Genomic DNA, 14,220 nt, shown 5'->3' on the forward strand with positions numbered 1-14,220 from the left:
CATAACCTAATTTACATTAAAAGTTGATTTTTTATATCATTATCCTATCATAAAAATCCAACATTGCTTTTTTATTATACTGGACTGGATTAAAAGTTTTAAAATTTTTCTTCTTTTTAAGTGTAGCTTCTATCGCTTGGAAAACCCCTGTTGCATCATTTGTTTTTGCTAACATTCCGTATTTACCACCATCTAACACGTTGCGACACGCTGGTATATCTGTCGATACTACTTTCATTTTTAAAGTCAGCGCTTCAAGTAATACGAGTGATTGTCCCTCATATGAAGACGTTAAAATAAATATATCACAATATGACATAAATATGTATGGTTTATTTAATTGACCTACCATCGTTATGTCATTTTCAAGTGACAGTTCTTTGATTTTTTTCTCTAAATTTCCTCTCTCAGGTCCATCACCAATAATATATAAATGACCTTTTTGGTAAGTTTTTCTGTAAAGATGAAAAGCCTCTATCAATAAAGACTGATTTTTTTCTTGAGATAATCTTCCCACTGTGACAAAAGTTGGTTCATCTGATTTAGGGTAATCAAAAAAGATGCCATCTTTATTCAAGACACCTTTCGTAAAATCAAAGGCTACCATCTCTTTTTTTACCCACACACGTTTGTTTTGGAGTAAGACTTGATAGTATTCTTGTCCGTCATTTCTCACGATGGATTTTGTCACGGTAATTTCTTTAGGTACTTTAGATAGTAATCCCTTTTCACCGAGGACATCCTCAATAGAGGCGTAGATTACCGCTTTTGATTGGGTAAAGATCGCAGAAAATTGTGCATCTTTAACTTCTAATACAAATCTCTCATCAAGTTTTTCAACTGTTAATTCAGAATCTTTGACAAAATAATGTTTGCCATCATCTAAAAGAATAGTCATCCAATGTGTGCTCGTATTTTTTGAAATCAACACAACTTTTACTCCAACTGGTAGAGCTATTTTGATTGCTTCTTCACTCGCTCTATCAGATACCATCATCGGTGCTGTCACTTTTACGAGCTCGTTGATTGGATGGTTGGCAGCTTTTTCCGTCAGTTTAGCAAGTTGTTTGCGATTAGATGATGAGAACAGCTTGTTTAGCATTTTTTTAGCTACTTGATGTTTAAATACTGCCACTGAACTCATCTCACGCAAGACGTTTGGTGTTACCCAGCCTAAATCTTCTGATCCATTGGACACTAAAAAGCTCGTTCCTGTATTCGTGATAACTTTTTTCGTCACCAACACATATAATTCATCAAAGTTAGCTAGAGAACATATTGGTTTAGAATGATCCAACCCAATAGGTGCTGTAAAGAGCTGTGAGTTTTTACTTACTATCAATTTTGATAAATCATAGACATCTGTCTCTGATTGGATACTGTCTGGCATAATATCAATGTGTGCTGCATTTATCCAACCAATATAGCAATCTGACTGACTGATTTTCAAATAAGTTTCTTCTTGATAACTAAACTCTCCTAAAACAGTGACTGAACTATCAAGTAATGATTTTGTCGTTGCTTTTGCATAACGACTATCTGGTCTAGTGTCATAGATTGTGACGTCTTCTTCACCTGTGAGCTGACCTTCTCTAAATAAACGTGTCGTGTAATCAACTTTTTGCTTAGGTACATCTTGTTCTTTTGATAGGATGTCATTAATATTTAACAAGTTTTCTGAGTAAACAAATTTTGACGCATCAGCATAATGAGATAAGTTTTCTTTATTAATGTCACTAATCACACTAGATACTGACACTAATTTATCGTAAAAATCATACACACTGATGATTCCTTGAACATTCATTTTGTGGATTTTTTTGCCATTTACTTCGCGATCCATATCAGCAAGCATGTCACTGTGTAAGTAACACACTTTCTTTTCTGACGTGGTACCTAGAATCGTTTTAGTCCAATACAAACTATAACCACTAAAATCAATACTCACATCAAAAGCAGTTTTTCCAAGTAGTCTTCTTGCATCTCTTTGATAGATATTAAGTGGAAACTTTTCTTTTTTAGATTGGTTGACTCCTTTTATGTGATAGTACAAATCTTGATAGCTTTCACTAAAGGTATAAATCGGCTCCCCAAAGTTAAATAAGATAGAGGCTTCTTTGGGAATACGGTGAATCGAATCAATTTGTTCGAGTGATTTTGGATTATCTAAAAGACACGTTACAGCATATTTTTCATAGTCTACATTAGATAGTAGATTTAGGAAACTACTGGTAATCCCATTTTTTCTTAACCCACCAGGATAAATGAGCAGTGTCTCTTTGTCTTCTGATTGTCTGACTTCTTTTATTTTCTCAGGAAGTGGCTGATTGAAAAAGAGATAGTCGACATATCGCTGTGTGACCTGTCCATCTTCATATGGCACATATAATCGTTTGAACCGCTCATAGTTCCAGCGTGTTTCCTCCATTTTTTTCGGCAATTCTTTTAAAATAGTCATCAACTCATCAAGATTAAATGCCACAGGTCCGGGTAACTCATCGTAATCAAAGTATTTCCCACGTTCGTGACTATATAAATCATCATCCCAACAATAGAAGACAATTGGTTTATCAGTCACTAAATAATCAAAAAAGATACTGGAATAATCTGTCACCAAACAATCTACCAAAGCAAGTAAAGCATTGGTATCAATCCCATCAGGAATCAGGTACGGTAAGATGCTTTCTTCTTTTTTGGCTTTGTCATAAATAAAAGGATGAACTTTGATTAAGATATTGTATGTGTCACCAAATGTTTCTCTTAAAACAGATGTCTCGCTGATGATTTGGCGAAGTTCTTGTTCTGTATAAGCCACTTCACCACTTTTACATGTTGGCGTGTATAACAGGATTTTTTTACCCAAATCAAGTGCCACACCTCGCTCATGAAGTGTACGAATGATTGTATCGTGATTGTTATTAAAGGTTGCATCCATACGAGGGTAGCCACCTTCTAAAATCACACCTTGATAATTATGTCGCAAACGATAACTATCTAAAAACATATTGGTGGTATGTTCATTTGGACTGATTAACACGTCAGCCATAAAAAAGTTACGAACCACATTGCGTGCACCATTTGGATTACCTGGAATGTCAAATCCCATTGTTTTAAGTGGTGTCCCGTGCCACGTATTAATATATGTTTGCTCATCTTTAATCGTAACAAACGATTGAAAGGTCGCATTGTTTATCAAATACTCTGCTTTTGCTAGCCATTTCAAATACTCTTCTGAGTTTCGCTCGACAAATAAGACATTACTAAGGTATTTAAACCGCGCCATAAAATAAGTCATCTCGTCAGATGACTGAATACTCCATATATGTGTATACTTTTTCTCTATATCTTGTTTTAATAAGTAATTAAAAATAGCAAACGGTGAATCCGTCAGAGATTTACCATCTCGACTTTCATAAAGGATGGTATCTTGTTGCACGGGTTCATTTATATAAAAACGTGTATAAGTCTCAACACGTTTTCCGGTTGGTGACAGTTTAGTTTTTACAAACGGTTGAGCTAGTCTTTTGACTGGAGATAGTATACTCATCGTGTTTCACTCATTTCTTTTTTTATTATCTCTGCGACTGCTTGTGCTGACTTACCAGTTTCATGGTCACAAAATGTTTGTTTAAACTCTTCGTATTGTTTATCCACCACAATATCATCTAGTTGCTTTAATTGCTCGATTAAGGCATCAGGTTCTTTAATAATCGGTCCTGGCAACAATGATTGAATGGGCAGATAAAAGCCGCGAATGTCTTCTTCATATTGGGTTGAATCTGGCATAAAGAACAGCATTGCTCTGTTGGTTAAACTAAAATCAAATAGACACGAGGAATAATCTGTAATCAACACATCACTGATTAGCAGCAAATCGCTCATATCATACCCGGTTGAAACGTCAATGACTTGATCAGTTGGCCAACTTGAAAAATCAAGTGTTTGTGCCACTAAATAGTGCATTCGGACTAACAATACCATCTCATCACTGAACTGTTTCAAAAAATTTGTATAAGGAAAATCGATATTAAATTCATAGCCCTCTGATGTCTTGTTATCTGTCTCACGCCAAGTAGGTGCATACAAAACTATTTTCTTATCTGGTGAAATGCCTAGTATAGCTCTTAAATCATCAGCCTTATCATTATTTTGTTTCAGATTAACTAATTGGTCATTTCTTGGAAATCCTTTTTCGATGATTTTTCCAGAATAGCCAAATGCTTGTTTAAAATGTGTGGTAGTGTATCGACTTGACGTGGTTAAATAATCCCATCTCTTGCTTTCTGCTAAAAACTCTTTGTCATAACTTTCTTTGGTGTAACCAGGTATATTGACCTCTTCTATATCTGCACCAATTCGTTTTAGTGGGGTTCCGTGCCATGTTTGGATATAAGTTGTCTTTTTTGATTTTGTTAACCATAATGGTGTTCTCGTATTAATCACCCAAAATTTAGCTCTGGGCATCATAAAAAACCAGTGTAAAGAAAAACGTCGAACATGAGGGACCTTTTTTTCTTTAAAGGTCTCCTCATATCCAGCTGTCACTCCCCACACTAGTTCAAGTGTTGTATTTTCTTCTTTTAGATAATCGTAAATTGCTTTAGGATTATCACTAAACTGCTTACCATGAAAGCTTTCAAAGTAGACAATATTTTTTTTCGGCAAATGGCCTAGCATACTAAACCAGATTGAAATCAATTTTTCTATCAATTTTTTCATGGTAATCTCCCTTTTAGATAAAGTCCATAAAGCGTGCTCTAAATTTCATGTGAATGTGTGATCCTAAAATCAATAAGACGCCAACAATTAACCAGAAAAAGACAGTTTGTACGCCTTTTTCCCAGAACCAGTGACCGTAAAGCAACGAATCTCTAAACCCATCTATAATATAGTAGATAGGATTCAATTCAAGTAGACGTGTTACCCAAGCATGTTTCGTTCCTGCAAAAATACGTTGGAATTCCCAAATAGGTCCTGATAGATAGAATAATAAACGTAAAATCGATTGAAGCATGATGTGGTAATCTCGCACCAACACTGAAATAGTTGAATTCAATATGCCAAAAGCAAACAGAAAGGCAAACATACAGAATAGATAATAAAAATACTGTAACCAATAGATATTAGGATAAATTCCAACGGTAAACATGGACACAAATAAAATGAACATCATCCATCGATAACTTTTAAAGTTACTTGCCATATTAACAGTCGGTAAAATACTGACTGGGAACTTCATTTTCGAGACCATTCCAATTTGTTTGTAGATACTATTTGATTCTCCTAATATTGAACTATTAATAAAGAACCACGCAATAATCCCTACAAGCATCCAAATAATATACGGCACACCATCTATGTCTTTTCTCTTCATTCCCAAACCAAAGACTAAATAATAAATCCCAATCTGAATTGCTGGATTTAATACTTGCCACAACAGGCCCAGATAGTGACTTTGATAAGTGGCTTTTTCTTCATATTTCGAAATACGACGAATAATCCCAAAATTTTTAAATTGTTCCGTAATTACGTTCTTTACGTCATTCACGTTTTAGCTCTCCTTACTGTTTACTTTGTTTTAAATGCCACACTAATCCTTTTGTGACAAACAAAGGTACTTGAAAAATACGGTTAAAGCGTTTCGGGTTACTTACCGAGCGATATAACCACTCTAAATTTGTTTTGATAAATACTTCAGGAGCTCGTTTCACTTCACCACTATACACATCAAAACTTCCTCCAACTGTTTGAAAGATAGTTGGATTGAGTTGTGGCATGTAGCGTTGTAACCACTCCTCTTGTTTAGGTGATCCTAATGCAACAAATAACACATCGGCATGATGTTGATTAATTATATCAATAATTTCACCACTGCTTTTTTTGTCATAGCCATCTAACCATCCACTCACTCGAATGTTTGAGTAGTCTTTTTGTATGTTACGTGCGGCTTGTGCGACCACTTTTGGTTTTGCTCCATATAAAAAGATTGATTTTTTATTTTCATGACAAAATTCTAACACACTTGCCATTACGTCAATCCCTGCAACCCGTTCTTTGATACGTCCGTTTGTCCATTGCGACATTTTGACAATACCAATGCCATCAGCAAAGCGATGAGTCGCATGCTCAATAAATGATTTGACACACTTATTTTTTTCAGATATTAAAATGATTTGCGGGTTGATACTTGCAAGCACCATTTTTTGATGATGGTCAAAATACCAGGATAAATCTTGTTTAATATCTGTCATGGTCAAATAGTCAACAGGCGTATTTAAAATATATTCTACCTTTTTAGTCATTTTTCTCCATCCAATACTTCTTTGATTTCATCTAATACTCTGTTTGTTGCTTGTCCGTCGTTATATGTATTCCATAATGCATTAAACAGCTTATTTCCCTCAAGCATCGGGTAATTAGTTAGTTGTTTAATGACGTCGTCTGTTGTATGCGTCACAGGTTGCGGAAAATCGGCTTCAATATTTGGTTGAATACCAGTGACTTGACGATACTTCGTTTCATCCGGCCAATACATGATTAGCTGACCAGTCGGATTGGCTAGAGTAAAATCAAACGCCACAGAAGAATAATCGGTAATCAAAACATCCGCTTGCATGATATACTCATCAGCCGATTCGTGTGACGATATCCAGTCGACATTTGTTTGATTAATATGTTCTAACTCAACGTGGGGATGTAGCTTCACTTGAAGCAATCCCTCATTTTTTAAGCTATCAGCTACTTTTTTGATATCTAATAACCATGTTTCAACAGGTTCATTTTCACGGTAAGTGGGTAAATATAGAACACGTCTTTTGTTACTGTTTTGTTTAACTATTCTTTGACATAATCTATCTGTTCTTGGAAAGCCAGTAAAAAGTATTTGTTCTTTAGAAAAGCCGTAACTTCTTCTAAATACATCGGCCATTTTTTTTGACGCAACAAAGACATAATCAAAGGACTCATACACTCGTATAAAACGATTTTTATCTTTTTCAGAGCGTTTAGCAGCTGACTTATCTTCTAAGCCAAATTGTTTGATTGCTCCAGTCGCATGCCAAAGTTGGTAAACTGTTTGATTTTGTTTAAAGGTAATATCTCCTAAAAACGCAAAATAATTATCAGCTATTATCACCTGACTTTGACAAAGACAATTAATTCCTTTGATGAAACCACTAACTGTGTCTAGATTGATACACTCAATCCCAAAACTTTCAAGTTGTTTCACTTCTTCTAAGCAATTTTTTTTATATAAAACAATCACTTGTTGCTCGTATGATACAGCTTCAATCAGACCTTGATTATTATTAGGAAAACTCATCAAGTAACAGACTCTTTTGATTACTGGTTTCAATTTATTTTTTTTAGATAATCGTCTAACGACAACACTATATAGCTCTTTTAAGTAACTAACCAATATATGTGTCATACAATTTATCCATAGAGGTTTTGTCTATCACTGTTTGTTCGATTTTCTGTGTGGTATCTTTGGCAAAGTAAGACTTAAACGATCTTCCTCTAACGTGTAACGTACCAAATACTACTAACGCGGCAATCATTGCGAGTAAAACAACTTTAGTTAGCGTTGACATCGTTCCAATGGCCGGACCTCTTAAGACAGATTTACCGTGTCCTCTTTCAACGGCTATTTCTTTTAATTCATTAACATTAAAGTTTTTTTGCTTTTCTTTGTAGCCATTTTGATACTCTTTTTTCTCTTTTTCTGATAAGGCTCTAAACCATTTAATAAAGTCATTGTAGTTGGCAACGACTTCTTCTGTGTCACCATATTCACGTAATTCACCGTAATGAATCCATGCCACTTTATCACATAGTTTTTTTACTTGGTTAAGAGAGTGTGATACAAAGAAAATTGTTTTTCCTTCTTTTTTAAATTGTAAAATACGATCCACACATTTTTGATAGAACGTATCGTCCCCTACTGATAACGCCTCGTCAATAATCAAAACATCAGGATTATTGTGTACGGCGATCGCAAAACCTAAGCGTGATCGCATCCCGCTTGAGTAGTTTTTTACTGGTTGGTTAACAAAATCCCCAATATCAGCAAACTCCATAATATCTGGTAGTATTTCGTCGACTTCTTCATTGGTTAACCCTTGCATCAAACATTTTAATCGAATGTTTTCAAGACCTGTTAATTGTGGTTTCAATCCAGCTCCAATGGCAATAATAGATGTTTCGCCTTTGATTGTCAATTGCCCAGTTGTTTGAGGGATGATTCCTGCTAATATATTTGATAACGTTGATTTTCCTGATCCATTAATTCCGATTAACCCCACTGCTTCACCTGGATAGACCTTCAAATCTATTCCCCTTAGTCCCCAAAAATGCGGTACACTTTTTTCTGAGAACTTGAACAATGCCTTGATTTTATCGGACTTTTTCTTATATAAATCATATTCTTTGGTAATCATCGCTAATTCTACTTTTGGATTTTCTTTTTGATTCACGTTGACCCATCCTATTCTTTTTCAGTTCGTTAAAACTACACCATTTTACACTATTATCTGTATTTTATCAAAGTTTCATCCTAAATTTAAGTCATTCTTCATCATTTAAAAAAAGAGTTTAAGGGACAATCCCCTAAACTCTTTTAATAATCATCAATTGCCATCCCATCTTGTGGATAGGTTCTTGGGTCAACAAGTCCATCCGTTTCAAACTTGTAACTTGCGTCATCACGATCGTCGGCTTTTTCTAACCCTAAAGATAGACGTAATTTATGTGAAATGTAGTCTATACTATCTTTATGTAACCCCACCATACTTTGCTCACCATAGTTATAACTCATCCATGAAAAGACGTATGAATCAAACTTATAGTCTTTCGTTAAACCAGATTGCGCTACTGATAAAATACGACTTGGTGGCATATCGGTTGTTACATGACCATCTAATGCGTTCAATATGCTCTTATACTTTGCCAATGATCCCACTTCCATGGCTTTTTGAGCAATAGCCTCAAGCACTTCTTGTTGACGTTTTCCTCGTTCAATATCATTATCAACATAACGAGTTCTTGCAAATGCTAGTGCTTCTTCACCGTTTAAATTATGCTTTCCTTCTTTTAGTTTCACTACTTTTTTGCCTTTTGAATTCTGTTCTGTCAACGTAAACGGAACATCAATTTCTACTCCACCAACTGCATTAACAACATCTTCAAATGCCTGGAAATCTGCTGTCGCGTAATAATTGATTGGGACATTTAATAGTTCTTCCACAGCCGTTATAGATCCTTCTACCCCACCGTGAGCATATGCTGCATTTATTTTATCGTTTCCATCAAAATTTTTAGTAGAAATATGTGTATAGGTATCACGTGGAATACTTACCATGCTGACAAGCTCATTTGACGGATTGATTGTTAATAGAATCATTGAATCCGTCCTAGCACCGCCTGTTCCTCGAGTATCCTCTGCATCATCATCAAGACCAAGTAAAAGAATAGAAATTGGGTCTTTTTGCACATCAATCTTCTCATTTTCTACTTGACTTGTCTCTCTTGGCTTATAAGCATCATTTAAAAATTTATTACCATCGACTACCATCTTAATACCGTATACGACAATTCCCAAAAGAGAGATGGCGAGCAATACACCCAAAATTTTGCTAATACTCAATAGTGTCTTCTTTAACCCAGAATCTTTCTTGCGATTATTTTTTCTAGAGTGTAAGGAACTGAATTCTTGTATTTTAAGATTTTTGTCAGTTTTTTTCTGATTTTTTTTATTTTTCTTTTTACTCACTCTATCAATCTCCTAGATAATAAATAATATAGTAACATAATTTCAATCTAAGATAGTATAGCATAATGAGAAATTTTTATGGTACTAATCTAATATTTTTATACTTTTTTAAAGAATTCTTATATTTAGAATTAAATTGTGCATTAAAGAGTTGCCGTGCTATAATATGTGTTGAATTCTGAAAGTAGGTAAGAGAATGGACTTTATTTTTGAAATATCATTTCGTTTAGTTTTAACGATGCTCTTTTCTTTTATTATAACACCTTTCATTCGTAAATTAGCCTTTGTCATTGGAGCAGTTGATCAACCTAATAAGCGACGAATCAATACTAAACCAATGCCTACTGCAGGTGGATTAGCTATTTTTATCACATTTTCATTATCCATTTTATTTTTATTTGATGATATTATTCCAACAAGCTACGCCTTGCACTTGATTATTCCTTCAGGGATTATTGTCATAACTGGGTTAATTGATGACATTTTTGAAATTACTCCCAAACAAAAAATGATTGGTATTATATTAGCCGCACTCTATGTGTGTTTTGTTTTCGATATTATCATGCACTCAATTACATTACCTTATTTTGGTACGATTGAATTTGGTTGGTTAAGCTATCCTATTACTATTTTATGGATTGCTGGATTAACAAATGCCATTAACTTAATTGATGGACTCGATGGTTTAGCATCCGGTGTGTCGATTATTGCGTTGACAACTATTGGGATTATCGGATACATTGGGGCCTCTACCGGAGCAGTGAATATTGTGGTCCCTCTTAGTATTTTTATTTTGCTGATGAGTACATTGGGATTTTTCCCCTTTAATTTCTTTCCAGCAAAAATTTATTTGGGGGATACTGGTGCTTTATTTTTAGGTTTTTTGATCTCGTTATTATCCTTACAAGGTCTAAAAAACGCTACCTTTATCTCGCTTATCACACCACTTATTATTTTAGGCGTTCCTTTAACAGATACTGTATTTGCAATGATTAGACGAATACTCAATAAAAAACCTATCTCATCAGCCGATAAAATGCATTTGCATCACCGACTTATTTCATTAGGATTTACGCATCGTGGAGCGGTTATTATGATTTATTGTATGGCATTAATCTTTTCGCTTATTTCATTTTTATATTTGTTTACCAATACATGGGGTAATGTTTTTCTCACTATCGCCTCTTTACTAGGTTTACAACTATTTATCGAATTAATCGAATTGAGCGGAGAAAATCGCCAACCTCTACTTCACACGTTAAAATTTATTGGGAATAAAGCATATCGAAAAAGAAAACTAACGGAATACGAGCAAAAAAAAAAGAAAGAATAACTCACTGAATCAGTGAGTTATTCTTTCTTTTTTTCTTTTCGCTTTGCTTTAACTTGTTTCATCCTAGTTTCCACGTAATGGCTAACAAAACTTTCTTTAGGATTAATTGGACCATATAAAAATTTTTCAACCGTCACGTTTATTACGCCACCAATAATAATAATTGACGAGGCAATATTCAGCCAAAACATAAAGAGAATAAACCCTCCAATAATACCGTAACTAGAAATTTTCCCTGAAAAATGCGTCACATATAAGCTAAATAATTGAGTAACCAACATCCATGTTAACGTGGTAAAAACGGCACCAAACAAAATCGTTTTAAAATGAATTTTCGCACTTGGTAAAAAATAATAGATACACATCATAACAACAAATAAAACAGAGATTGTTACTGGCCACCGTAGCGTTTGAAATGTTGATAGTATATCTTCAGGCATACCAACAATTGGCAGTAAGTGTTCTAATATGACTTGACCAAATCCCATGATAAACATTAATACCAATAAAGCAAGCATCAATAGAAACACCATAAAAAATGATAATAATCGCCTGATAACTTGTGTTTTTTGTTTAGAAATACCATATGCTTTATCCAAACTTATTCGTATCCCATTTATCCCTTTACTAATAGCCCAAAATGTACCTAATGCGGAAATTGATAATAATCCACCATTACTTTTCGTTAATAAATCCTCTATCGTATCTTTTAAAATACGATAAATATCCGGTGGTAATAATTCTCGTATATATGGGTAAATTTGTGTTTCATCAATTTTTAAATAAGGTAATATGTTACCAATCACAATGAGGAGTGGAAAAAAAGACAGCAACATATAATAAGTAACGACAATCGAGTAGATAGTAACATCCGCCTGTTTTAAAGTAGATAAAAAGTCTCTGATAAACGATCGCCAATCCTTCTTTTCTGTAGTTTTTTCCATTTCCTTTAAACGCTCCTATTCATCTTGTAAAGTTAAGATTCTCGGTCCATCAGCAGTAATGGCAATTGTATGCTCATACTGACAACTTAAACCACCATCTTGTGTTCTTGCAGTCCAACCATTGTTATCCATTTTCATTTGCCAAGTTCCGGTATTTACCATTGGTTCAATCGTAATAACCATCCCTTCTTTTAATCTTAGTCCTTTTCCAGCTTGTCCATAGTGAGGAACAGATGGCGCTTCATGGATAGTTGGCCCAATTCCATGTCCAATAAAATCTCGAACGACAGAAAGATTTTCACCTTCAACGTATGTCTGAATCGCATGACCGATATCGCCAATACGATTGCCAACTGTTGCTTGCTCAATCCCTTTGTAAAGAGCTTTTTCCGTTACTTCCATTAAATGGTCAATTTCTGGTGTTGATTTTCCAACAACATACGCCCAACAAGAATCTGACATAGCCCCTTTTAAATCAATACACATATCAACTTTGATTAAATCGCCATCTTTTAATGGTGTTTTTCTTGGAAATCCATGACAGATTTCATCATTAATACTACAGCACGTTGCATACTCATAGCCTTCGTATCCGATCTGAGCGGCAACCCCACCATGATCTTCAATCATATTTCTAACAAATACTTCAATATCCCAGCTTGTTATACCTGGTTTTATAAAATCTCTTAACGCTTCATGAACACTAGCTAATAATTGACCAGATTTTTCCATTTCATCTATTTCTCTTGCTGATTTTAATGTAATCATGTTTATTTTCGCTCCTTTTCATCTTTGCTTTCTTATTCTAGCATAAACACACCCGTTCGACAAAATTAGCAAAAGATAAATTTATTGAAAACTGGTGTGTATTTGTTATAATTTTTTTAAATGATTATGTAGAGGAAAGAGGAAAAACATGGCTATTGCAAAAATTGTTTATGCAAGTCTTACTGGCAACACGGAAGAAATAGCAGATATCGTAGCAGAACGTTTAGAAGAAAAAGGGTTAGACGTTGAGATTGAGGAATGTACACAAGTTGATGCTGAAGAGTTTTTAGATGCAGATATTTGTATTGTCGGTAGTTATACCTATGATGATGTCTTAGTTCCAGATGAAATTGCTGACTTTTATGAAGATTTATTAGAACTGGATTTAACTGGAAAAATATATGGTGTCATCGGATCTGGAGACACCTTTTATCCATGTTTCTGCCAAGTAGTCGATCAGTTTGATAAAGCGTTCCAATCAACTGGTGCGATAAAAGGTGCTGAGTCCGTTAAAGTTGACTTAGCTGCTGAAGAAGATGATATTGTTGCTCTTGAAGCATTTGCAGATGCATTAGTAAAACAACTTGATTAAGCACACTATCTAAACATATAAAAACCGCGTAAAGTCGATTTCGAAATCGACTTTACGCGGTTTATTTATTTAATCATTTAACTCACTTTAATTTTGTTAAACTAACCTTAGGGTGCTTTTTAGACATTTCAATAACATTTTTAATTATAACTTCGATTTCTTCAACTGTGGGTTTAGCCCTGTTAGAAGCTGCTAATGAAGATAATCCTACGCTCATAACCCAACAATTAGTAAATATTGCTTCTTTCACTTCATCAGATAGTTTCGCGTACACATCATCCTGATTAATTTTGTCATAAAACAAATTACGTGTAAACTTATTTAGTTTCGTCCCACTATCGTGATTATCTACAAAAAGTGCTTTGTAAAAGACACTGTTTTCAGAAGCAAATTTTACATAATTAACTATCAAATCAACAATACAATCGTCTGTATAGCTTTGATTGTAAACTTCATTTCTTAAACCAGCTGTCACTTGATCGATAAAAACATTACGTAACTCATCCATATTTTTAAACTCCAAATAAATTGGTTGAGTTGATGTTTTCATTTTATTCGCAATATTCCTTGCGGTAAATCCACTAAATCCTTCAGTCGAAATCACTTCAAACACTGCTGATAGGATATGTTCTCGTGTAATTGTCTTTTTCCTAGCCATAAAAACCTCTCCTTTGTCCTTAAAATGTTTATAAAATGAACAATACATGTCAATCTACACTTATTTAATGTATTATAACATGAACTTATGAGCAAACAAATAAATATATCAGAAAAAGCATCCATTTTTTTGATATAAAGCAATATTTTAGAAAAT

General features: G+C 34.3%; 12 protein-coding genes. 2 read left to right on the forward strand and 10 right to left on the reverse strand.

Annotated features, from left to right (window positions below):
- Positions 1–31: 31 nt before the first annotated feature.
- The 7 genes from BHY08_RS07865 to BHY08_RS07895 form a co-directional block, all read right to left on the reverse strand.
- A complete protein-coding gene (locus tag BHY08_RS07865; RefSeq protein ID WP_071457346.1) occupies positions 32–3,547 on the reverse strand; it encodes a CDP-glycerol glycerophosphotransferase family protein in 3,516 nt (1,171 codons plus the stop codon).
- Complete coding sequence (locus BHY08_RS07870; protein ID WP_071457347.1) at positions 3,544–4,719, reverse strand: CDP-glycerol glycerophosphotransferase family protein; 1,176 nt, start codon at positions 4,717–4,719, stop codon at positions 3,544–3,546. Before BHY08_RS07870 ends, BHY08_RS07865 begins: the two co-directional genes overlap by 4 nt.
- A gap of 13 nt (positions 4,720–4,732) precedes the next feature.
- The gene (locus tag BHY08_RS07875) at positions 4,733–5,548 is read right to left on the reverse strand and encodes an ABC transporter permease (protein WP_071457348.1); all 816 of its coding nucleotides are present in this window, start codon (positions 5,546–5,548) and stop codon (positions 4,733–4,735) included.
- Positions 5,549–5,561: 13 nt separating this feature from the next.
- Positions 5,562–6,302 carry a WecB/TagA/CpsF family glycosyltransferase gene (locus BHY08_RS07880; protein WP_071457349.1) on the reverse strand — a complete coding sequence of 247 codons (741 nt, stop codon included), beginning with the start codon at positions 6,300–6,302 and terminating at the stop codon, positions 5,562–5,564.
- Positions 6,299–7,429, reverse strand: coding sequence for a CDP-glycerol glycerophosphotransferase family protein (locus BHY08_RS07885; RefSeq protein WP_071457350.1), 1,131 nt, complete (start codon positions 7,427–7,429; stop codon positions 6,299–6,301). The genes BHY08_RS07880 and BHY08_RS07885 overlap by 4 nt, the downstream gene beginning before the upstream one ends.
- The gene (locus tag BHY08_RS07890; protein ID WP_084657314.1) at positions 7,410–8,438 is read right to left on the reverse strand and encodes an ABC transporter ATP-binding protein; all 1,029 of its coding nucleotides are present in this window, start codon (positions 8,436–8,438) and stop codon (positions 7,410–7,412) included. Before BHY08_RS07890 ends, BHY08_RS07885 begins: the two co-directional genes overlap by 20 nt.
- 179 nt (positions 8,439–8,617) lie before the next feature.
- Positions 8,618–9,769 (reverse strand): LCP family protein, encoded by a 1,152-nt coding sequence (locus tag BHY08_RS07895; protein ID WP_071457352.1) that lies wholly within the window; start codon positions 9,767–9,769, stop codon positions 8,618–8,620.
- Between the two features lie 196 nt (positions 9,770–9,965).
- Between BHY08_RS07895 and BHY08_RS07900 the strand changes: the two genes are divergently transcribed.
- Entirely contained in the window at positions 9,966–11,102 is a 1,137-nt protein-coding gene (locus BHY08_RS07900) for a glycosyltransferase family 4 protein (protein WP_071457353.1), read from the forward strand.
- Positions 11,103–11,119: 17 nt separating this feature from the next.
- On the opposite strand, the gene BHY08_RS07905 is transcribed toward BHY08_RS07900, so the two are convergent.
- Together BHY08_RS07905 and map are read right to left on the reverse strand one after the other, a co-directional pair.
- Entirely contained in the window at positions 11,120–12,046 is a 927-nt protein-coding gene (locus BHY08_RS07905) for a YihY/virulence factor BrkB family protein (RefSeq protein ID WP_071457354.1), read from the reverse strand.
- Positions 12,047–12,061: 15 nt separating this feature from the next.
- Entirely contained in the window at positions 12,062–12,814 is a 753-nt protein-coding gene (gene map / locus BHY08_RS07910; RefSeq protein WP_071457355.1) for a type I methionyl aminopeptidase, read from the reverse strand.
- Between the two features lie 148 nt (positions 12,815–12,962).
- On the opposite strand from map, the gene BHY08_RS07915 reads away from it, so the two are divergent.
- Positions 12,963–13,406 carry a flavodoxin gene (locus tag BHY08_RS07915; protein ID WP_071457356.1) on the forward strand — a complete coding sequence of 148 codons (444 nt, stop codon included), beginning with the start codon at positions 12,963–12,965 and terminating at the stop codon, positions 13,404–13,406.
- 82 nt (positions 13,407–13,488) lie between these two features.
- On the opposite strand, the gene BHY08_RS07920 is transcribed toward BHY08_RS07915, so the two are convergent.
- Entirely contained in the window at positions 13,489–14,064 is a 576-nt protein-coding gene (locus BHY08_RS07920; RefSeq protein WP_071457357.1) for a TetR/AcrR family transcriptional regulator, read from the reverse strand.
- Positions 14,065–14,220: the final 156 nt, after the last annotated feature.

It is taken from the genome of Vagococcus teuberi, assembly GCF_001870205.1.
In the GTDB taxonomy this organism is placed as follows: domain Bacteria; phylum Bacillota; class Bacilli; order Lactobacillales; family Vagococcaceae; genus Vagococcus; species Vagococcus teuberi.